We start from the raw sequence: 20897 nt of genomic DNA on the forward strand, positions 1-20897 counted from the left end.
ACCGGGTCCGACGTTGGGGAGGCCATGCGCTTTCGCGGTACGACGATCCGGCGGAAGATCGTGGCACTGCTGCTCATTCCGCTGGTGTCCCTCACGGTCATCTGGGCCTTCGCCGCCACCCTGACGGGTCGTCAAGTGTGGGGCCTGTTCGGTGTGGAGCGCACGGTCAACGAACTCCGCTATCCCGTCGAGGACACCGTTCAGGCGCTCCAGCAGGAACGCCGCGCCGCCCTGGTGTACTTGGCCGATCCTCGCCGGTCCGACGCCCGCGGCGTCCTGCTGCGCCTCGAGCGCCGGACCGACGATCTGCTTGTGCAACTGCGCTCCAACGCCGCGTCCCCCGGCAACCGGGCCCCGCTCACCGAGGACGCGCGCCGCCGACTCGATCTCGTCGTCAGCGGTTTCGGTGCCGTCGACGCGCTGCGCGACAAGATCGTCAAGGGCACCGTGAGCCGCAATGGGGCCTTCGCCGCCTACAGCGCGCTGTTCGGCCCCTGCTACGACTTCCTCGACACGCTCAACCCGCTCAACAACGCGGCGATCGACAAGCAGAGCCGCGCCCTGATCCAGCTCGTCCGGGCCCGCGAGGCGGTCAGCCAGGAGGACGCCCTCATGGCCGCCGCCATCACGGCCGGCCACATGAGCCCGCAGGAGATGCGCTCGTTCACCTTCGCCGTGGCCGAGCAGCGTGCCTACTTCGCCGACAACCTCGGCCTGTTGACGGAGGCCGAGCGCGCCGTCTACCAGGACTACTGGGACGGCGGGTCAGGACGTGCCCTGCGTAAGGCCGAGGACGCCGTGATCGCCGCCGGCGCCGGCGGCGCACCCCGGGCCGCCGACCGCGCCTCGTGGCAGGACACGGCGACCACCGCGCTCGGCGACCTGGACCGTACCGGCACCGAGGCCGGCGATCTGTACAAGAAGAGCGCGGAGCCGATCGCCATGCGGCTGCTGGCCGGCGCCGCGATCGCCGGCGGGCTCGGCCTCGTCGCCGTGATCGCCTCCGTCATCGTCTCCATCCGTATCGGCCGCGCCCTCATCCGCGACCTGTCGCGGCTGCGCAAGGAGGCCCAGGAGGTCTCCGGTGTCCGGCTGCCCCGCGTCATGCGCCGGCTCGCCGCGGGCGAGGAGGTCGACGTGGAGACCGAGGCCCCCCGCCTGGACTACGCCGACGACGAGGTCGGCCAGGTGGGCAAGGCCGTCAACACCCTTCAGCGGGCCGCCGTCGAGGCCGCCGTGCGCCAGTCCGAGATGCGCCGCGGCGTCTCCGAGGTCTTCGTCAACCTCGCGCGCCGCAGCCAGGTCCTGCTGCACCGCCAGCTGACGCTGCTGGACGCCATGGAGCGCCGTACCGAGGACGCCCTGGAGCTCGCGGACCTCTTCCGGCTGGACCACATGACCACCCGCATGCGCCGGCACGCCGAGGGCCTGGTCATCCTCTCCGGCGCGGTGCCGTCGCGGCAGTGGCGCAAGCCGGTCCAGCTGATGGACGTGGTCCGCGCGGCCATCGCCGAGGTCGAGGACTACGAGCGCGTCGAGGTGCGCCGGCTGCCCCGGCTCGCGGTCGCCGGTACGGCCGTCGCCGACCTGACCCACCTGATCGCCGAACTCATCGAGAACGCCACGGTGTTCTCGCCCCCGCACACCGGCGTCCAGGTGCACGGCGAGGCCGTCGCCAACGGCTTCACCCTGGAGATCGACGACCGCGGCCTCGGGCTCACCCCCGACGCCATGCTGGAGGCCAACCTCCGGCTCGCCGAGACCCCCGAGTTCGAGCTCTCCGACACCGACCGGCTCGGCCTCTTCGTGGTCAGCCGCCTCGCCAGGCGACAGGGTGTGCGCGTCTCGCTGCGCCAGTCCCCGTACGGCGGCACCACGGCGGTCGTCCTCGTCCCCACGGCGCTGCTGACCGACAGCGGAGACGCCGCTGCGGGGGGCCGTGCCGGGGACGGCGACCTCAACGGACCCGACGACGCCCGGCTGGCCGCCACCGAGCACGGCTTCCGCACCTGGGGCCTGAACCCCGAGCCGGACGAGGAGCCGCGCGAGCACCGCGGGCACGACGCGGAGTCCGGGGCCGCGCCGCTGTCGGCGATCCGGCCGGCGACCCCGCAGGCCGCGCCGGAACCGGCCGCGCCGGGAGCCCTGCCGCGCCGCCGCCGGCCCCCGGTACTGGTCGCCGAGAACGGCCGGCCGGTCGGCGCGGTCATGAAGGAGCGCCCCGGGCCCGCCGCGGAGACGCCCGAGACGCCCGAGACGCCCGAGACGCCCGAGGTTCCCGAGACGCCGGAGGCGGGCGCATCCGGCGGGCTCCCGCGCAGGGTGCGGCAGGCCAGCCTCGCCCCGCAACTGCGCACGGACGGGACCACGCAGACGCGTACGCCGGCCGTCCGTCCGACCGGGGACGACGGGGGCCGCGAGCGGACCCCCGAGGAGGTGCGCGACCGCATGGCCTCCCTCCAGCGCGGCTGGGAACGCGGCCGGGCGGACCACCTCGACGAACCAGACACCCCCCGTCCCGCCCGCACGGGGGTTCCCCCGGCGGAGCCGGGGGAAGACAGCGCAACCAGAACCACCACGGAGGGGAACGGTCCATGACCGCACCATCGAGCCCGACCCGCGAGCTGAGCTGGCTCCTCGACGAGCTGGTCGGCCGCGTCGCCAGCATCCGCAAGGCCCTCGTGCTGTCCGGCGACGGCCTGGCCACGGGCGCGTCCGAAGGGCTGTCGCGCGAGGACGCGGAACACCTCGCCGCCGTCGCCTCCGGCTTCCACAGCCTCGCCAAGGGCGTCGGACGGCACTTCGAGGCCGGGCAGGTCCGGCAGACCCTCGTGGAGCTGGACGAGGCCTTCCTGTTCGTCACGGCGGCCGGCGACGGCAGCTGCCTGGCGGTCCTCGCCGACGCCGACTCCGACGTCGGCCAGGTCGCGTACGAGATGGCGCTGATGGTGAAGCGGGTGGGCGTGCACCTGGCCACCGCGCCGCGCGACGAAGACGCCCCGGTGGTGTGACGGGCGCGCCATGACTTCCGAAGCGGACCGCTGGTACGACGACGACGCGGGACCCGTGGTGCGGCCCTACGCCATGACGCGTGGGCGGACCAGCCATGCCGCCGAGAGCCGGCTCGACCTGATCGCACTGGTGATCTCCGAGTCCCGTTCCGGGGACGCCGAGGAGGACACCGACCGCACGTTGTCGCCCGAGCACGTCGACATCGTGGAACGGTGCCGGGAGCAGCCGACGTCGGTCGCGGAACTCGCGGCCGACCTCGATCTGCCGGTCGGCGTCGTCCGGGTGCTCGTCGGCGACGTGCTGCAGGCCGGGCTGGTGCACGTGACCCGCCCGGTCCCGCCCGCCGAACTGCCCGACGAGGGGCTGCTGCGCGAGGTCATCGAGGGCCTGCGCGCCCTGTGACGGCCCGTCGGGCGGCCCGCGGGAACGGCAGGGCGGGAACGGCGGGAGCAGCGACGGCCCCGGCAACGGCGCCGGGCCCATGGCAAGTTGGATGGTCGGATCGTAGTAGGGTTCCCCTGCCGTGAGCCGACCGTCCGACAATTCCAGGAGTGATCGATGGTCTTCGGGCGCTCTGACCGCCGTCCTTCCGTTGTCGAGCCGGTCACCCTCAAGATCCTGGTGGCGGGCGGCTTCGGCGTCGGCAAGACCACGCTCGTCGGAGCGGTCAGCGAGATCCGGCCGCTGCGCACCGAGGAGACGCTGAGCGAGGCCGGCCGCCCGGTGGACGACATCGCCGGCGTCGAGGCCAAGCGGACCACCACCGTGGCGATGGACTTCGGCCGCATCACCCTGCGCGAGGACCTGGTCCTCTACCTCTTCGGCACCCCCGGCCAGGACCGCTTCTGGTTCCTCTGGGACGAGCTGGCGCAGGGCGCCCTGGGCGCGGTCGTGCTGGCCGACACCCGGCGTCTGGAGGACTGCTTCTCCGCGATCGACTACTTCGAGCGGCGCGGCATCCCCTTCGCCGTCGCCGTGAACTGCTTCGACGGCGCCGAGCAGCACGGGGCCGAGATCGTCCGCGACGCGCTCGACCTCGACCCCGAGGTGCCGCTGGTGATGTGCGACGCGCGGGACCGCGCCTCGGCGAAGAAGGTGCTCATCACCGTCGTCGAGCACGCGGCCCAGCTGGCGGGCGTCCGGCGGGCGGCCGCCGCCAACTGAGCCGCGCGGCCCGGACGGCGGTTCCGGGCGGTCCGGTCAGACGGCCGGCACGGGGACTCCGTCCTCGCGGTCGTCCCGGTCGTCCCGGTCGTCCCGGTCGTCGCCGGTGGCCTCGGCTGCCGCGGTCGCCCCGGTCGTGTCGTCCTCCCAGCCGAAGCTGCGCTCGACCGCCTTCTTCCAGCGGCGGTACTCCTGCTCACGGGTCTTCCCGTCCATCCGCGGCTGCCACTGCGCGTCCTGCTGCCAGTGCGCCTTGAGCGTGTCCAGGCCGTCCCACACACCCGTGGCCAGCCCCGCCGCGTAGGCCGCGCCGAGCGCCGTGGTCTCGGAGATCCTGGGCCGGACCACCGGGACGCCCAGGACGTCCGCCTGATGCTGCATCAGCAGGCCGTTGGCGGTCATGCCGCCGTCCACCTTGAGGGCGGTCAGCTGCACCCCGGAGTCCTGGTACATCGCGTCCACGACCTCGCGGGTCTGCCAGCTCGTCGCCTCCAGCACGGCCCGTGCCAGGTGCGCCTTGGTGACGTACCGGGTGAGCCCGGTGATCACGCCGCGCGCGTCGGAGCGCCAGTAGGGCGCGTAGAGGCCGGAGAAGGCCGGCACGATGTAGGCGCCGCCGTTGTCCGTGACGCTCGCCGCCAGCGTTTCGATCTCGTCGGCGGACCTGATGATGCCGAGGCTGTCGCGGAACCACTGCACGAGGGCGCCGGGTGATGGCGATCGACCCCTCCAGGCAGTAGACGGGCGGCTCGCTGCCCAACCGGTAGCCCATCGTGGTGAGCAGCCCGTTCTTGGACGGTACCGGGCGGTCGCCGGTGTTGAGCAGCAGGAAGCTGCCCGTGCCGTAGGTGTTCTTCGCGTCGCCCGTCGCGTAGCAGGCCTGGCCGAAGACGGCCGCCTGCTGGTCGCCGAGCGCCGAGGCGACCGGTACCCCGGCGAGCCCCCCGACCGCCGTGCCGTAGACCTCGGAGGAGGAGCGGATCTCCGGGAGGACCGCCTCGGGGACGTTCATCGCGGCGAGGATCGCCGGGTCCCACTGGAGCGTCTCCAGGTTCATCAGCATCGTCCGGCTGGCGTTGGTGACGTCCGTGACGTGCACGCCGCCCTCGGTGCCCCCGGTGAGGTTCCAGATCAGCCAGGAGTCGATGGTGCCGAAGGCGATCTCGCCGTTCTCCGCCCGGCGCCGCAGCCCCGGTACGTTGTCCAGCAGCCAGGCGGCTTTGGGCCCGGAGAAGTAGCTGGCCAGCGGTAGCCCGGTGGACTCGCGGAAGCGGTCCTGGCCGTCGGTGCCGCCGAGCCGGGCGCACAGCGCGGCGGTCCGGGTGTCCTGCCACACGATCGCGTTGTGCACCGGGCGGCCGGTGGCGCGGTCCCACAGCACGGTCGTCTCGCGTTGGTTGGTGATGCCGAGGGCGCTGAGCTGGTCGGGGCGCAGCCGTGCCTTGGCGAGCGCGCCCGCCACCACCGCCTGCACCTTGGACCAGATCTCCGTCGCGTCGTGCTCCACCCAGCCCGGCTTGGGGAAGATCTGGCGGTGCTCGCGCTGGTCGAGCGCGACGACCGACCCGTGGGAGTCGAAGACGATGCACCGGCTGGAGGTCGTGCCCTGGTCGATGGCGGCCACGTATCGCGTGGCCTGGTCGGACGTTTCGGTCATGACCGCCTCACTTGAACGCTGCGTTGTAGATGAGACCTGACAGGGCGCCGCCGAGCAGCGGGCCGGCCACCGGGATCCACGCGTACGTCCAGTCCGAGGTGCCCTTGAACGGGATGGGCAGGACGGAGTGGACGATGCGCGGGCCGAGGTCACGCGCGGGGTTGATGGCGTAGCCGGTGGGTCCGCCGAGCGACAGGCCGATACCGGTGACGAGAAGGGCCACGATGAGGGTGCCGGTGCCGGTCTCGCCGAGGCCCTTGCTCAGTCCGAAGGCCAGGATCGGCAGGACCAGGCCCATGGTGGCGATGGCCTCGGTGATCAGGTTCTGCCACCAGACGCGGATCTCGGGGATGGTGGAGAACACCGCGAGCGTGGGCTGCCGCGCCTCCTCCTCGACGTTGGCCCGGAACTGGCCGTAGTAGACGAGCCAGCACAGCACGGCGCCGAGCATCGCGCCGATGAACTGCCCGGCCAGGTAGTACGGCACCTGGCCCCACTTGCCCGAGCTGATGGCGACCCCGAAGGTCACGGCGGGGTTGAGCTGGCCGCCGGACAGCGGTCCCGCGGTGTAGGCCCCGGCCAGAACGGCGAGGCCCCAGCCGAAGGAGATGACGATCCAGCCCGACGCCCTCGCTTTCGAGTGGTGGAGCAGCACGCCCGCGACCACTCCGGCGCCGAAGAGGACCAGGATCGCCGTTCCGATGATCTCGCCGACGAAGACGTCTCCGTTGGAATACATGGCGGCTCCTTCTGCGGGCGCACGTGTCGGGCATGCGCCGGCCAGAGAATCGCACGGAGACACGGGGGCGGAGGGTCCCGCCTCCCGCCCGGCTTCCGCGCCACCCGGCAGTGTTGTCCTGGGGTGATGAAGCGTCAAGCTATCGGACAGATCACCTGATTACGACCACCGACGAGCCGTGCCCGAACCGGCCCGGCGTGGCCGTCACCCCCACGCGGGCACCCGTGACCTGCCGTGCGTCCGTCCGCCCCACGGCCGGCAGCTCGGCTCGTGCGTCCGGGTGAACGTGCGAAGGGCTGCCGCCGCCGCGGACCGGGCGGGGCCTCCGCCGGGATTGACCGGAATCCGCCCCCGGCTCCCGCACCGGCGTTCACGGTGGGCGCCCGGGGGTTGCTCGGTCGTGACGCCTGGTCAGCGGCGGGGCCCGGCGGGGTTCGTGACGGAAACAGGCTGGACGGTGGCGGAGCCGGCTGCTAAGTTCTTCTCGAAGCGAGAAATACTCGAAGTGAGAACAACTGCCCGAGGGGTGACGGGGGATGGCAGACCGGCAGGGCGAGGACGACTTCCTCGCCGCCTATGACCCGCGCGCCTTCGACCCCATCGCCGTGACGGTCGACGTCGTCGCACTGACCCTGCGTCAGGGAAGCCTCCACGTGCTGCTCGTGCGGCGCGGTGCGCCGCCCTTCGAGGGTGCCTGGGCGCTGCCCGGCGGCTTCGTGCGGGCCGGTCGTGAATCCCTGGACCGGGCGGCCGCCCGTGAACTCGCCGAGGAGACCGGGCTGGACGAGGAGCACGGCCTCGGCCGCGTCCACCTCGAACAGCTCGGCTCGTATGGCGCGCCCGCCCGCGACCCGCGCATGCACGTCGTCTCGGTGGCCTATCTCGCCTTCGCCCCGGACCTCCCCGAGGCACGCGCCGGCAGCGACGCCGCCGCGGCCGAGTGGGTCCCGGTGGCGTCCCTCGCCCTGGAGGGGAACCCTGACGCGGCGCTGCCGCGTCCCATGGAGCAGGACCGGCCGGCCGGGATCCACGGGGGTGGTTCCGGCCGCCGGTCCGCCGGGGACGTCCCGTCCGTCACGGGCACAGGCACGGGCACGCCGCTCGCCTTCGACCACGGCACGATCCTCGCCGACGGACTCGAACGCGCCCGGTCCAAGATCGAGTACAGCCTGCTGGCCACCGCCTTCCTGGGCGAGGAGTTCACCGTCACCGAACTCCGCTCGGTCTACGAGGCGGTGTGGGGCCGGAGCCTGCACGCGGGGAACTTCCACCGCAAGATCCTGTCCGTCCCCGGATTCGTGGAGTCCACCGGCGCCACCGCCGCACGCGGCGGTTCCAAGGGCGGCCCCCGCGCCCGTCTCTACCGCGCGGGCGACGCCCGCCTGCTGCATCCCGCACTGCTCCGCCCCGACCGGGAAGAGAGCGTCCGATGACCGCCACGGCCGGCCCCACGAGCACGCGCCCCACGACGACCCGCCGCCCGCGCACCTTCGACGAGGCCCTGGCCGCCCTCGGCCGTCCGTTCCCCTCCGACGCCGCCGACGCCGCCCGCCACTACCGCAGGCTCGCCCGTCTGCTCCACCCCGACACGGCACCGGCCGGCCGCGCGGCCGAGGCGGGGGCGGCCTTCGTCCGGCTCACCGCCCAGTGGCGGCTGCACACGGGCGACGGCCCCGTGATCACCACCGCCCGCGGCACGTACCCGCTGGGCCGCGTCCTCGCCGCCGGCGACCTGGCGGTGCTGCGCGCCGGCGGCGAGGACACCGTGCTGAAGATCCCGCGCCGCCCCGCGGACAACGACCTGATGGAGCGTGAGGCCGACGCCCTCACCCGGCTGCACACCGTGGCCGACGCCCGGCACCGCGCCTACGCCCCCCGCCTCGTCGAGTCGTTCCGCCACCGCGGCCCCGACGGCACCGAGCGCCGCGTCAACGCCCTCCAGCGGCTGCGCGGCTTCCACACCCTCGCCGAGGTCCGTGACCACCACCCGGGCGGCCTCGACCCGCGCGACGCCGCCTGGATGTGGCGCCGGCTGCTGGTCGCCCTCGGCTGGGCGCACCGCGCCGGGATCGTCCACGGTGCCGTCCTGCCCGAACACGTCCTGATCCACCCCGCCCTGCACGGCCTCGTCCTGATCGACTGGTGCTACTCCACCGGACGCGGCGAGACGGTCCCCGCCCTCGTCGAGCGGCATCGCGCGGTCTATCCGCCGGAGGTCACCGGCCGGCGTCCCGCCACCGAGGCCACCGACATCCACCTCGCCTCGCGGTGCGTCGAGCAACTGATGGGGGACCGCGCGCCCACGCCGCTGCGCGCCTTCCTCCGCGGTTGCACGCTCCCTTCCGAGGCCCGCCGTCCGCACGACGCGTGGCGGCTGCTCGCGGAGCTCGACGAGGCACAAGAACGCCTCTACGGCCCCCGCGCCTTCCGCCCGTTCACCATGCCGGGCACCCGCACGCACACCTGACGCACCAAGGGGGAAACACCATGGGCAGCGGAAGCTGGTCCACCAACGTCTACGACGCCGCCGCGCGCTACCGCGCCGCCTCCGGCACCGGCGCCTTCGCCTACAGCGACCGCGTCACCTCGTCCGCGCCGCGCGGTTCCTGGGCGGCGCACCCCTCGCTCGACCCGAAGGGCATGGGCGTCCGCGAGAGCCGCGACTCCGACGAGCACCCCACCTCGCTCGCCATCGCCGTCCTGTTCGACGTCACCGGCTCCATGCGGACCGTCCCGCAGGTGCTGCAGACCAAGCTCCCCGAGCTGTTCGGCCTGCTGCTGCGCAAGGGCTACACCGAGCATCCGCAGATCCTCTTCGGCGCGATCGGCGACGCCACCTGCGACCGGGTCCCGCTCCAGCTCGGCCAGTTCGAGTCCGACAACCGCATGGACGACGACCTCGGCAACATCCTGCTGGAGGGCGGGGGCGGCGGCCAGATGACCGAGTCCTACGAGCTCGCCCTCTACGCCATGGCCCGCCACACCTCGCTCGACTGCCACGAGAAGCGCGGCCGCCGCGGCTACCTCTTCCTGGTCGGCGACGAGCTGCCCTACGGCAGGGTCAAGGCCGACGAGGTGTACGAGGTGCTCGGTGACGACCTGCCGGAGGACATCCCCGTCACACAGATCGTCGCCGAACTCCGGCAGAGGTTCGACATCTACTACATCCTGCCGGCGGGCTCCTCGTACGTCGGCAACGCCGAGGTCCTCGGCGCCTGGCGCAAGCTGCTCGGCCAGAACGTCATCGAGCTGGACGACCTCGACGCCGTCTGCGAGACGATCGCCCTCACCGTCGGTCTCGGCGAGGAGGCCATCGACCTCGCCGAGGGGCTGGACGACCTCGCCGACGTCGGCTCCGCCGCCACCGCCTCCGTGAGCAAGGCCCTCGCCGCCCTCGGCCGCGACCGCTCGGCCGTGGCGGTGACGGACACGTCCCTTCTCGACGACGCGAACGACGCGGACGGCGGGCAGACCCCCTCGGGCACCACGCGCCTGTAGCGGCGTTGCCCGGCACCGTCACGCCAACCCCACCGGAGGGACCCCGAACCGTGCACACCATCGTCGTCGACCTCGGCTACGGCGACGCCGGCAAGGGCACCGTCGTGGACCGGCTCTGCGCCACCGGGCCGGTCCACGCCGTGGTCCGCTTCAACGGCGGAGCCCAGGCGGCCCACAACGTCGTCACCGCCGACGGACGCCACCACACCTTCGCCCAGTTCGGCTCCGGCACTCTGCACGGGGTGCCGACGCACCTGTCGCGCTTCATGCTCGTCGACCCGCTCGCGCTGGCCGCCGAGGCCGACCATCTCATCGCTCTCGGCGTCGCGGCGCCGTACGCCCTGCTGACCGTCGACCGCGAGGCACGGCTGACCACGCCGTACCACGCCGCCGCCAACCGCCTGCGCGAGCGGGCGCGCGGGGCGGGGCGGCACGGCTCGTGCGGCATGGGCATCGGGGAGACCGCGGCCTACGCCCTCGCGCACCCCGAGGACGCGCCGACCGCCGGCGACTGCGTCTCCCGCGCCCGCCTGCTGCGCAAGCTCCGCCTCCTGCACGACCGCCTGGCCGACGAGCTCGGGCGCGCCCTGCCCGCCCCGCCGCCCGAGCACTGCGCCGACGCCTTCACCGCGTTCGCCCGCGCCGTGACCCTCACCGACGGCGCGCACCTGGCCCGCGTCCTGCGCACCGGGTCCGTGGTCTTCGAAGGCGCCCAGGGCGTTCTCCTCGACGAGTGGCACGGCTTCCATCCGTACACCACGTGGTCGACGACCACCTTCGCCAACGCCGAGGCGCTGCTGGCCGAGTCGGGCCGGTCATGTCCGGCCAGGCGCCTCGGGGTCGTCCGCGCCTACACCACGCGGCACGGCCCCGGGCCGCACATGACCGAGGACCGCGAGCTCGCCGCGCTGCTGCCCGAACCCCACAACGGCACGGGCGCCTGGCAGGGAGCCTTCCGCGTCGGCCACTTCGACGCCGTGGCGCACGCCTACGCCGTCGAGGTGTGCGGCGGCGTGGACGCCCTCGCGCTCACCCACCTCGACGCCCCCGCGCGCTGCCCCGCGCTCCGCCTCGTCCGCGGCTACGACACCGGGGAGAGCCGGCTGCCCGTCCGCCGCCCCGGTGACCTGACCGTCCAGGCCGTGCTCACCGACCGTCTGGCGACGGCCCGGCCGGCGCGCTGGGACATCCCCGGCGCCGACCCGGCCGCCTGGTCGCGGGCCGTGGGGGAGGCGCTGGCCGCCCCCGTCGTCCTGGAGTCGTACGGGCCTACGGCCGCCGACAAGCGGGAGGTTCAGCGGAGGATGCCCGCCCGCCGCGCGGCGGTCAGCCAGGAGGGGAACTCGGAGAGGATCCGGTCGTAGAGCTCGGCGTCCGGCACGGTCGCGATGTCGTCCACGGCGAAGAACCCCACGTTGTCGACGCGCCGGCCCGGCAGGGTGTCGAAGCGCTCCAGCACACCGAAGTTGGCCCGGCCCAGTCCGACGAACTGCCAGAACAGCGGCTCCTCCACCGCCTCCCGCAGCTGCTGCTCGATCTGCGCGTTGCGGTAGACGCCGCCGTCGGAGAAGAACAGCACAAGGGTCGGCGCGGCCGCCGGGTTCGCCCGCACGAACGCCCGGACCTCCGCGATGACCTTCTGCTCCTCGTTCTGGATGCCGACGAGCCGCATGTCGACCTGGCCCGGCTGCATACCGTGACGCGGCTTCTTGGGCCGGCCGAAGAGGCTGAGCTCGCCGACCCGCACGTGCAGCCGCAGCCACTCCGGCAGCTCCGCCAGACGCAGGTCCGGCAGGCGCGCCGGGTACGAGGCGAAGGTCCACGCCTGCATCTCGCCGTCGTCGTCCATCTGCGCCGCGACCGCCGCCATGCGCTCCACCACGCCGGCGACGACGCCGCGCGCGTACAGGCCGCTCATCGACCCGGACGCGTCGAGCACGAGGATCACCCGCGCCACGACGTCCGCCGCGCCGTGCTTGCGCAGGCTGACGGCCACCTGCTCCTTGCGGAGGCTGAGGCGCTTGCGCATGTCGGGCGGCAGATGCTCCTCGCCCTTCGTGAGCCGCGTGACCGGCGCCGGGGGAGCCCCGGCAGCCGGGACCGGCGCGGCTGCGGTCCCCGGGAACGGAGGAGGCGGCGGGGACGGGGCGACCGGGGGCTCGGGCGCCGGCGCGTCGACGGTGATGCCGAAGTCGGTGGCCAGCCCGGCGAGACCGGACGCCCAGCCCTGGCCCACCGCCCGGAACTTCCAGACGCCCCCGCGCCGGTACAGCTCCCCGGCGACGAACGCCGTCTCCGTCTCCGCCCGCATGTCGAAGCGCGCGATCTCCGCCCCGTTGCGGGCGTCCAGCAGGCGCAGCCGGAGCCCCGGCACCTGCCCGAAGGTCCCGCCGTCCGCGGACGCGCAGAGCACGATCCGCTCGACGGCCGGCTCCACGCGTGCGAGGTCCACGTCGAGGGCGTCCGTCGCCTGCGCGGGACCCGCCTGCTTCCCGACGTGCCGTACGGCTTCGGAGCCGTGCACGGGCTGGTTGTAGAAGACCAGATCGCCGTCGGAACGTACCCGCCCCTCGGCGGTCAGCAGCAGGGCCGAGGCGTCGACGTCGGGCACGCCGGGGCCCGGCGACCAGTCCAGTACGGCCCGCACGGCGGGCACGGGCACCGGGAGATTGGCGCCCTTTCGCAGGGATTCGGGTGTCACGCAGGTCAGTCTGCCCTGTCACCCGCCGTGTCGGACAGGTATCGGCAGCCGACACCCGCCGGCCGTGCCGTCTCGGATACAGTCCGCGGGTGACCAGTCGCCAGAAGGACAGCCACTGCTCCTACTGCGGGGCGGAGTTCGGTCCCGGCGCCGGATGGCCCCGGACCTGCCCCGTGTGCGGGAACGTCACCTACCGCAACCCGCTGCCGGTCGCGATCGCGCTGCTGCCCGTGCGGACCGCCGGCACGACCGGGCTGGTCGTCGTCCGCCGCACCATCGAGCCGGCGCGCGGCCGGTTCGGCCTCCCCGGCGGATTCGTCGACCACGGCGAGACCTGGCAGCAGGCCGTGGTCCGCGAACTCGACGAGGAGACCGGCATCAAGGCCTCCGTCTCCGACGTCCGGCTCGCGGACGCCCTCAGCGGCGACACCGGCCATGTGCTGCTCTTCGGACTGCTGCCCGAGTGGGCCGAGGAGGATCTGCCGCCGGACGTCCCCACGGACGAGACCGACTCCCGGCAGATCCTCACCGCGCCCGCCGAACTGGCCTTCCCGCTGCACACGGAGGCCGTGCGGAACTGGTTCGCCGGCCGCTACTGAGCGGAGGCGCCCCGCACCCGCACGGCGTGGCCCACCTCGTCGTGCCCCTCGCGGGCCACGACCACCCCGCCGTCCGCGAGGCGGGAGGTGAAACGTTCCGTGCGCGGCTCCGCCCAGCCGTCGCCCGCGTCGGTGACCAGCAGGCCCCCGCCCGTGCGCCCGGCCGCCGGCGCCCACGCCTCCAGGGCCACCGCCCCGTCGTCCTCCGCCACCGGCACCACCGACCCGGCGCGGGCCAGCACCGGGATGCGCTCCTGCGGCGCGGGCAGCAGCACCTGTCCGGGCCCCTGGTACGCCTCACCGGTCGCCGTGTCGTACCAGACGCCGCGCGGCAGCCGCACCGCCCGCTCCGTCGCGCCCTGCTCCATCACCGGGGCCACCAGCAGCGCGTCGCCCAGCAGGAACGCGTCCGCGCACGAGCGCAGTTTGCGGTCCTCCGGGTCGCCCCACCACACCGGTCGCACATAGGGGGCGCCCGACTGCCGCGCCCCGTGCGCCAGCGTGTACAGGTACGGCATCAGCCGCTCCCGCTCGCGCAGCGCCACCCGCGCGCCCTCCAGCACCCGCGGCCCGAACTCCCACGGCTCGCGACGGCCCGCGGTGATCGCCGAGTGCGTGCGGAAGAACGGGAAGTAGGCGGCCATCTGGAACCAGCGCAGATACAGCTCCGGCGACGGGCTGCCGGTGAACCCGCCGACGTCCGGCCCCGAGTACGGCACCCCGCACAGCCCCAGGCCCAGCACGAGCGCCAGCGAGGCCCGCAGCCCCGGCCAGCCCGTCGAGACATCGCCCGACCACGTGCCGCCGTACCGCTGCATGCCCGCCCAGCCCGAGCGGGAGAAGAGGAACGGCCGGTTGTCGGGGCGCAGTTCCCGCAGGCCCTCGTAGCCGGCCCGTGCCATCGTCAGGCCGTAGACGTTGTGCGCCTCGCGGTGGTCGCCGCCGCGGCCCTCGAGGGCATGCCGGGCCGAGCGGGGGAGTGTGGCGTCGCCGAACGCCGAGAAGGACACCGGCTCGTTCATGTCGTGCCACACCCCGGCGAAGCCCTGCGCCAGACGTTCCGCGTACAGCCCGCCCCACCACTTGCGCACGCGCGGGTCGGTGAAGTCGGGGTACAGCGCCTCGCCCGGCCACACCACACCCCGGACGGTCCCGCCCTGGGCGTCGCGCACGAAGGCGTCCGCGGCCGTCCCGCTGTCGTGGACGGGATTGCCGGGCTCCTCCTTGACCGCCGGGTCGACGATCGACACCAGGCGCACGCCCTCGGTCCGCAACTCCTGCGCCAATCCCGGAAGATCGGGGAAGCGCTCGCGGTCGACGGTGAAGACCCGGTGGCCGTCGTAGTGGTCGATGTCCAGGTGGATCGCCGACAGCGGCAGCCCGCGATCCCGGTACCCCGCCGCGACCCGGCGCACCTCGGCCCCCGAGCCGAAGCCCCACCGCGAGTGCTGGTACCCCAGGGCCCAGCGGGGCGGCAGCGCGGGACGTCCGGTCAGCGCCGTCCACGCGGTCAGGACGCGCGACGGCGTGCCGGGGATCACCCAGTAGCGCAGCGGACCGCCGTCCACGCGCACTTCGCAGCCGCCGGGGCGGTCGTGCCCCGACCCCGCGCCCTCCTCGCCGTCGCGGAGCGTCACCCGGCCGTCCCAGGTGTTGTCGTGGAACACCAGGTGGCTGCCCGCGTCCGCCACCACCAGCTGCACCGGCATGGTGATGTACAGCGGATCGGTCTCCGGCTCGAAGGTCCCGTCCGGATCGGTGTTCCACAGCCGGTACGAGCCCTCGCCCAGCCGCGGCCCCGACCCGCGGCCGCCGAGCCCGAACACCGCCGCGTCCGCCGCCGTCTCCGAACGCTGTACCCAGCGCGCCTCGGTCCCCTCCCGGGAGCCGAGCGGGTCCCACCAGCGGGGCGGCAGGTCCTTGCGCAGCAGCAGCCCCCCGGGCGTGCGGAACTCCACCGCGCCGTGCCGCGACACCGTCACGGTGACCCGCTCCGACACCACCCGCCAGCCGTCCTTGTCCGGCTCCATCACCGCCCGCACGTCCGCGTCCGGGCAGCCTCCCGCCAGGGCGTACGACGGCTCGGGCTCCGCCCCGTCCCAGCCGCAGAAGACCGCGCCGCCCGCCGTGACCCGCACCCGCAGGCTCGACCGGGCGAACCGGACCAGCCCGCCGCCCGGCAGCGGGTCCGCGCCCTCGGCCGTCCCCGGCACCCGCGCCCGCTCGGGGCCCCGTCGCGGCAGGTCCCGCGCGTCCGTCCGCTGCCGGCGCCACGCGGCGCGCACCGAACGCAGCCCGTTCGCGGAACCGACCGCCCGCACCTGCCGCACCAGGTCCCCAGCATCCATGAGCCCCACCCTTTCACCGTTCCCGGCCGCCCCGCCGCCCGCAGAGCCCCTGTTCACCGGGGGCCCGGCACATGGTGACACCCCTCGCATGTGTGGGGTGGGCCCTGGCGCCGAAGACGATCACGTGGCATCGTCCTGCCCATCCGCGCGCCGGGACATTCCGCCCGCCGCGGTCCGACCGCACACCACGCAGCGCCGCGTACCGTCCGGGAGCCGCCCCATGAGCACCACATCCGAGCCCGCCACCCCCGCGGAGACCACGCGGCCGCTGTGGCAGCCCGGCCCCGACCGCGTCGCCGGCGCCCAGGTGACGCGCTTCCAGAACTGGGCCGCCGGACACCACGGCGCGCCCGCGGCCGACCTCGCCGACCCCGTCGCCGGCTACGCGGCGCTGCACGCCTGGTCGGTGCGCGAGCCCGAGGCCTTCTGGCGGTCCGTCGTCGAGTGGTTCGACGTGCGCTTCTCCACCCCGTACGAGACGGTGCTCGCCGACCCCGCCATGCCGGGCGCGCGGTGGTTCCCCGGTGCCCGCCTCAACTACGCCGAGCACGCGCTGCGTCCGGCCGGCGACCCCGCACGCGCCGACGCGCCCGCCCTGCTCCACCTCGACGAGCGCCACGACATCGGCGAGACGAGCTGGGCGGCACTGCGCCGTCAGGTCGCCTCACTCGCCCACGAACTGCGCGCCCTCGGGGTCCGCCCCGGCGACCGGGTCAGCGGCTACCTGCCCAACATCCCGCAGGCGGTCGTCGCCCTGCTGGCCACCGCCGCGGTCGGCGGCGTGTGGACCTCCTGCGCCCCCGACTTCGGCGCCCGCGGCGTCCTCGACCGTTTCCAGCAGGTCGAGCCGGTCGTCCTGTTCACCGTCGACGGCTACCGCTACGGCGGCAAGGAGCACGACCGCACCGCGGTCGTGGCGGAACTGCGCGCCGAACTGCCCTCGCTGCGCGCCGTCGTCCACATCCCGCTGCTGGGCACCGCCGCCCCCGAGGGCACGCTGGAGTGGGACGCCCTGGTCTCCGGCGACCGGGAACCGGTCTACGAGCAGGTCCCCTTCGACCACCCGCTGTGGGTGCTGTACTCCTCCGGCACCACCGGCCTGCCCAAGGCGATCGTCCAGTCCCAGGGCGGCATCCTGCTGGAGCACCTGAAGCAGACCGGGCTCCACATGGACCTCGGGCCGCAGGACCGCTTCTTCTGGTACACCTCCACCGGCTGGATGATGTGGAACTTCCTCGTCGGCGGTCTGCTCGCGGGCGCCACGATCGTCCTGTACGACGGCAGCCCCGGCTTCCCGGACACCGGAGCCCAGTGGGGCGTCGCCGAACGCACCGGCACCACCGTCTTCGGCACCTCCGCCGCGTACGTCATCGCCTGCCGCAAGGCCGGCGTGCGCCCCGGCCGCGACCACGACCTCTCGGGCGTCAAGTGCGTGGCCACCACGGGTTCCCCGCTGCCGCCGGACGGCTTCCGCTGGATCCACGACGAGGTCAAGGAGGACCTCTGGATCGCCTCCGTCAGCGGCGGCACCGACGTCTGCAGCTGTTTCGCGGGCGGCGTGCCGACCCTCCCGGTGTACATCGGGGAACTCCAGGCGCCCTGCCTCGGCACCGACCTGCAGGCCTGGGACGCGTACGGCAAACCCGTCATCGACGAGGTCGGCGAGCTGATCGTCACCAACCCCATGCCGTCCATGCCGATCCACTTCTGGAACGACCCCGACGGCGCCCGGTACCGCGACAGTTACTTCGAGATGTTCCCCGGTGTCTGGCGGCACGGCGACTGGATCACCCTCACCGCCCGCGGCACGGTGATCATCCACGGCCGCTCCGACTCCACCCTGAACCGCCAGGGCGTCCGCATGGGTTCTGCCGACATCTACGAGGTCGTCGAACGGCTCCCCGAGATCCGCGAGTCCCTCGTCATCGGCGTCGAACAGAGCGACGGCGGCTACTGGATGCCGCTGTTCGTCCAGCTCGCCGAGGGCGCCGAACTCGACGACGTCCTGCGCGACAAGGTCAAGCGCACCATCCGCGAGCAGCTCTCCCCCCGGCACGTGCCCGACGAGATCATCCCGGTCCCCGGCATCCCGCACACCCTCACCGGCAAGCGCATCGAGGTCCCCGTCAAGAAGCTCCTCCAGGGAACCCCACTCGCCAAGGCGGTCAACCCCGGATCCGTCGACGACATCGGGCTCCTGGCGTTCTACGAGCAACTGGCCCGCACCCACAGCTGAGCGACTGGGGCCTGAGGGTCCTGAGGGGCTGCCCGCCGCGGGCAGCCCCTCCCACCCCGCCCACCCTGAGGCAGACGGGGCCGTCACTGTCAGTGCCCCCGGTTACGGTGAGTGAGCATTGACCGTCGCACTCAGGGGGAGCCATGACACACACCAGGAATCGCACGAAGACCGCCCGACCCACCGTCAGGACCGGCCGGCGCGCACTGCGCCGCGAGGCCCCGACCACCGTCGCGCTCCTGACCGCGGCCGCGGACTTCGACGCCATGCGCGGTTACCGCAGCTTCCGGTTCCACGACCACGCCGACTACCTGCGCCGCATGGAGGGGCTTCTGCGCTCCCTGACCTCCCGCGGCATCCACGTCCGCGTCGGGGTCTTCGACCCGGGGGAGTACGCCCAATACTGCGTGGACACCGGCGGCGACCCCGACACCTCCCGCGCACGGGCGCGCTACGCGGCGGACGTCACCGCCTCAGGACCCACCGTCCCGTACGCGGGTCAGGCGCTGGAACACCTCATCACGCAGATCGAGTACGAGACGACCCGCCAGGCCACCTGGGAGCTCGCCGGCGACATCCTCGCGCGCGCCGGGGACTGCGCGTGCTGCGGCGACGACCTCGCCCGGACCTCCTTCGACCGTGCCTCCCAGGCACTGACCCGGCTCCTCGAAGCCGCGGGCCCCGGCAGTCACCACGTGGTGTGCAGCGTCCCCACCGAGGACACCACCCTCCTCGCGGCGATGCACGCCCGCTGCGACGAGCAGGGCATGGTCCACCTCGCCGAGGCAGAGGCCCTCGTATGCTGCACCGTGCTCGCCGCCGGCCTGGCGACGGACAGCCCCGGAGGCCTCGTCGTGCGCAGCACCGCCCCAGCCACGGGACGCGGCGGCCCCGGCGCGGGGCCTCCCGACGAGGTCCGCGGCTGGACGCTGCGCGACGGCTGGCTCCGCCCGCTCAGCGAGGCCGAGGTCTTCAACGCCTACTGCACGGACGCCGAGACCGGCGAGCCCGTCCCGCCCGAGCCCGGTGTCGTCCATCGCCCGGGCTTTCCACTGCCGCCCCCGGAGGACTGACCGCACGGTGCAGCCGACGCGCCGAGGGGCGCCCCGCACACCGGCGGGACGCCCCTCGTGGGAACCGCGCGCACCTCACTCGCCGGACAGCACCGCCTGCGCCGCCCGGCGCGCCTCGTCGGCCGTGTCCGTCGCCCGCGCCGCCGCCGCGGCACGCTCGCACTGCGCCAGCGTGTACTTCGCCAGCGTCGCCCGGACGTAGGGCAGCGATGCCGCGCCCATCGACAGGCTGGTCACACCCAGACCCGTCAACACGCAGGCCAGCAGCGGATCGGAGGCCGCCTCGCCGCACACACCGCAACTCTTGCCCTCCGCGCGCGCCGCCTCGGCGGCCGCCGCCACCAGGTCCAGCAGCGCCGGCTGCCACGGGTCCTGCAGCCGCGAGACCGACCCGACCTGGCGGTCCGCCGCGAAGGTGTACTGCGCCAGGTCATTGGTCCCCAGCGAGATGAACTCGACCTCCTGCAGGATCGACCGCGCCCGCAGCGCCGCCGACGGGATCTCGACCATCGCACCGAACTTCGCCCGCAGCCCGGCCTCCCGGCACGCGTCCGCGAACGCCTTGGCGTCGATGCGGTCCGCCACCATCGGGGCCATGACCTCCAGGTACACCGGAAGTCCCTCGGCGGCCGCGGCCAGCGCGCGCAACTGCGTCCGCAGTACGTCCGGGTGCGCCAGCAGCGTGCGCAGGCCCCGCACCCCGAGCGCCGGGTTCGGCTCGTCCGCCGGCGTCAGGAAATCCAGCGGCTTGTCCGCGCCCGCGTCCAGGACGCGCACCACGACCCGGCCCTCGGGAAAGGCCTCCAGCACCTGCCGATACGCCTCGAACTGCTTCTCCTCGGAAGGAGCCTTCTTGGAATCGTCCAGGAACAGGAATTCCGTACGGAACAGACCCACGCCCTCGGCACCGGCCGCGACCGCGGCGGGGACGTCGGCCGGCCCCCCGATGTTCGCCAGCAGCGGCACCATGTGCCCGTCCGAGGTCGCGCCCGGCCCCGACGACGCCGCGAGCGCCGCCCTGCGCTCGGCCGCCGCCTTCGCCAGTTCCGCCCGCCGCTCCTTCCCCGGCTCGACGAAGATGTCGCCGGTACTGCCGTCCACGGCGATGACCGTGCCCTCGGTCAGCTCCGTCGCGCCCGGCAGTGCCACCACGGCGGGCACCCCGAGGGCCCGGGCCAGGATGGCGCTGTGACTGGTGGGGCCGCCCTCCTCGGTCACGAACCCCAGCACCAGCGACGGGTCCAGCAGCGCCGTGTCCGCCGGCGCCAGGTCCCGCGCGATCAGCACATACGGCTCGTCGCTGTCCGGCACACCCGGCATGGGCACCCCGAGCAGCCGCGCCACGATCCGATTCCGCACATCGTCCAGATCCGCGACCCGGCCCGCCAGGTACTCGCCCGCGTTGGCCAGCAGCGCCCGGTACGACGCGAAGGCGTCGTACACCGCGCGTTCCGCCGAACTCCCCACTGCGATGCGCCGCTCCACGTCGGCCATCAGCTCGGGGTCCTGCGCCATCAGCGCCTGGGCCTCCAGTACCGCCTGCGCCTCGCCGCCGGCCAGATTGCCGCGCGCGATCAGGTCATTGGCAACCGCCTCGACGGCCTGCCGCGCCCGCGCCTGTTCCCGCGGTGCCTCCTCGGCCGGAATCTGCTTGGCCGGGGGCTCCAGCACCGCGGTGCCCATGTGCCGTACCTCGCCGATCGCCACACCGTGGCTGACACCGACGCCTCGCAGCGTTGTCTCCATCTCACCCGTCTCCGGTTGTCGCGGACGCACGCGACCGCGTTCTTTGTGTCACTGCGTCGGGAGTGGCCTTGCCGAAAAGGCTACGTCCAGGAGAAGAGGGTGGCTCCGGCGATCACGTCGGCGT

At 73.8% G+C, this 20897-nt stretch carries 16 protein-coding genes and 1 pseudogene (1 of these 17 only partly in view); 11 read left to right on the forward strand and 6 right to left on the reverse strand.

Annotated features, from left to right (window positions below; genetic code table 11):
- Positions 1-24: 24 nt before the first annotated feature.
- From RV983_RS30550 to RV983_RS30565, 4 genes are all read left to right on the forward strand, one after another.
- Positions 25-2598, forward strand: coding sequence for a sensor histidine kinase (locus tag RV983_RS30550; protein WP_475988928.1), 2574 nt, complete (start codon positions 25-27; stop codon positions 2596-2598).
- A complete protein-coding gene (locus RV983_RS30555; RefSeq protein WP_475988929.1) occupies positions 2595-3011 on the forward strand; it encodes a roadblock/LC7 domain-containing protein in 417 nt (138 codons plus the stop codon). The genes RV983_RS30550 and RV983_RS30555 overlap by 4 nt, the downstream gene beginning before the upstream one ends.
- 10 nt (positions 3012-3021) lie before the next feature.
- Positions 3022-3414 carry a DUF742 domain-containing protein gene (locus tag RV983_RS30560; protein ID WP_475988930.1) on the forward strand — a complete coding sequence of 131 codons (393 nt, stop codon included), beginning with the start codon at positions 3022-3024 and terminating at the stop codon, positions 3412-3414.
- Between the two features lie 156 nt (positions 3415-3570).
- Positions 3571-4176 carry a GTP-binding protein gene (locus tag RV983_RS30565; RefSeq protein WP_475988931.1) on the forward strand — a complete coding sequence of 202 codons (606 nt, stop codon included), beginning with the start codon at positions 3571-3573 and terminating at the stop codon, positions 4174-4176.
- Between the two features lie 129 nt (positions 4177-4305).
- Here RV983_RS30565 and glpK read toward each other — a convergent pair.
- Together glpK and RV983_RS30575 are read right to left on the reverse strand one after the other, a co-directional pair.
- Positions 4306-5833, reverse strand: a pseudogene (glpK, locus tag RV983_RS30570) (glycerol kinase GlpK); the annotation flags it as partial.
- 7 nt (positions 5834-5840) lie between these two features.
- Entirely contained in the window at positions 5841-6572 is a 732-nt protein-coding gene (locus tag RV983_RS30575; protein ID WP_475988932.1) for an MIP/aquaporin family protein, read from the reverse strand.
- A 536-nt stretch (positions 6573-7108) separates the two neighbouring features.
- Here RV983_RS30575 and RV983_RS30580 point away from each other — a divergent pair.
- Genes RV983_RS30580 through RV983_RS30595 form a run of 4 tightly spaced genes read left to right on the forward strand, consistent with a single transcriptional unit; the run spans position 7109 to position 11434 of the window.
- A complete protein-coding gene (locus tag RV983_RS30580) occupies positions 7109-8005 on the forward strand; it encodes an NUDIX hydrolase (RefSeq protein ID WP_475988933.1) in 897 nt (298 codons plus the stop codon).
- Positions 8002-9039, forward strand: coding sequence for a protein kinase family protein (locus RV983_RS30585; RefSeq protein ID WP_475988934.1), 1038 nt, complete (start codon positions 8002-8004; stop codon positions 9037-9039). The genes RV983_RS30580 and RV983_RS30585 overlap by 4 nt, the downstream gene beginning before the upstream one ends.
- A 20-nt stretch (positions 9040-9059) precedes the next feature.
- On the forward strand, positions 9060-10070 hold the full coding sequence (locus tag RV983_RS30590) for a hypothetical protein (RefSeq protein ID WP_475988935.1): 1011 nt from the start codon (positions 9060-9062) through the stop codon (positions 10068-10070).
- A 50-nt stretch (positions 10071-10120) separates the two neighbouring features.
- Positions 10121-11434: an adenylosuccinate synthetase gene (locus tag RV983_RS30595; protein WP_475988936.1), complete on the forward strand. Its 1314-nt coding sequence runs from the start codon at positions 10121-10123 to the stop codon at positions 11432-11434.
- On the opposite strand, the gene RV983_RS30600 is transcribed toward RV983_RS30595, so the two are convergent.
- Positions 11365-12771 carry a VWA domain-containing protein gene (locus RV983_RS30600; RefSeq protein ID WP_475988937.1) on the reverse strand — a complete coding sequence of 469 codons (1407 nt, stop codon included), beginning with the start codon at positions 12769-12771 and terminating at the stop codon, positions 11365-11367. The two genes, RV983_RS30595 and RV983_RS30600, sit on opposite strands and share 70 nt — an antisense overlap.
- Positions 12772-12860: 89 nt before the next feature.
- Between RV983_RS30600 and RV983_RS30605 the strand changes: the two genes are divergently transcribed.
- Entirely contained in the window at positions 12861-13370 is a 510-nt protein-coding gene (locus tag RV983_RS30605; RefSeq protein ID WP_475988938.1) for an NUDIX domain-containing protein, read from the forward strand.
- Here the strand turns inward: RV983_RS30605 and RV983_RS30610 are convergent.
- Positions 13364-15718, reverse strand: a complete 2355-nt coding sequence (locus RV983_RS30610) for a glycoside hydrolase family 31 protein (protein ID WP_475988939.1) — start codon at positions 15716-15718, stop codon at positions 13364-13366. The two genes, RV983_RS30605 and RV983_RS30610, sit on opposite strands and share 7 nt — an antisense overlap.
- Before the next feature lie 220 nt (positions 15719-15938).
- Here RV983_RS30610 and RV983_RS30615 point away from each other — a divergent pair, with 220 nt between their 5' ends.
- Positions 15939-17954, forward strand: a complete 2016-nt coding sequence (locus RV983_RS30615; RefSeq protein ID WP_475988940.1) for an acetoacetate--CoA ligase — start codon at positions 15939-15941, stop codon at positions 17952-17954.
- Between the two features lie 143 nt (positions 17955-18097).
- Positions 18098-19027 (forward strand): hypothetical protein, encoded by a 930-nt coding sequence (locus RV983_RS30620; RefSeq protein WP_475988941.1) that lies wholly within the window; start codon positions 18098-18100, stop codon positions 19025-19027.
- 75 nt (positions 19028-19102) lie between these two features.
- Here the strand turns inward: RV983_RS30620 and ptsP are convergent, their stop codons facing one another.
- Complete coding sequence (ptsP, locus tag RV983_RS30625) at positions 19103-20773, reverse strand: phosphoenolpyruvate--protein phosphotransferase (RefSeq protein WP_475988942.1); 1671 nt, start codon at positions 20771-20773, stop codon at positions 19103-19105.
- 80 nt (positions 20774-20853) lie between these two features.
- A protein-coding gene (locus tag RV983_RS30630) for a PTS sugar transporter subunit IIA (protein WP_475988943.1) crosses the window boundary here: on the reverse strand, positions 20854-20897 show its 3' portion. Its footprint extends 406 nt past the window's final position; 44 of the gene's 450 nt are visible here — the last part of the coding sequence; its start codon lies off the right edge, out of view; its stop codon occupies positions 20854-20856.

The sequence above is a fragment of the Streptomyces sp. RLA123 genome (assembly GCF_056270165.1).

Coding starts and splice junctions, on each gene's coding strand:
- RV983_RS30550 (WP_475988928.1), top strand. CDS start 25: ATGCGCTTTCGCGGTACGACGATCCGGCGGAAGATCGTGGCACTGCTG.
- RV983_RS30555 (WP_475988929.1), top strand. CDS start 2,595: ATGACCGCACCATCGAGCCCGACCCGCGAGCTGAGCTGGCTCCTCGAC.
- RV983_RS30560 (WP_475988930.1), top strand. CDS start 3,022: ATGACTTCCGAAGCGGACCGCTGGTACGACGACGACGCGGGACCCGTG.
- RV983_RS30565 (WP_475988931.1), top strand. CDS start 3,571: ATGGTCTTCGGGCGCTCTGACCGCCGTCCTTCCGTTGTCGAGCCGGTC.
- RV983_RS30575 (WP_475988932.1), bottom strand. CDS start 6,572: ATGTATTCCAACGGAGACGTCTTCGTCGGCGAGATCATCGGAACGGCG.
- RV983_RS30580 (WP_475988933.1), top strand. CDS start 7,109: ATGGCAGACCGGCAGGGCGAGGACGACTTCCTCGCCGCCTATGACCCG.
- RV983_RS30585 (WP_475988934.1), top strand. CDS start 8,002: ATGACCGCCACGGCCGGCCCCACGAGCACGCGCCCCACGACGACCCGC.
- RV983_RS30590 (WP_475988935.1), top strand. CDS start 9,060: ATGGGCAGCGGAAGCTGGTCCACCAACGTCTACGACGCCGCCGCGCGC.
- RV983_RS30610 (WP_475988939.1), bottom strand. CDS start 15,718: ATGGATGCTGGGGACCTGGTGCGGCAGGTGCGGGCGGTCGGTTCCGCG.
- RV983_RS30615 (WP_475988940.1), top strand. CDS start 15,939: ATGAGCACCACATCCGAGCCCGCCACCCCCGCGGAGACCACGCGGCCG.
- RV983_RS30620 (WP_475988941.1), top strand. CDS start 18,098: ATGACACACACCAGGAATCGCACGAAGACCGCCCGACCCACCGTCAGG.
- ptsP (WP_475988942.1), bottom strand. CDS start 20,773: ATGGAGACAACGCTGCGAGGCGTCGGTGTCAGCCACGGTGTGGCGATC.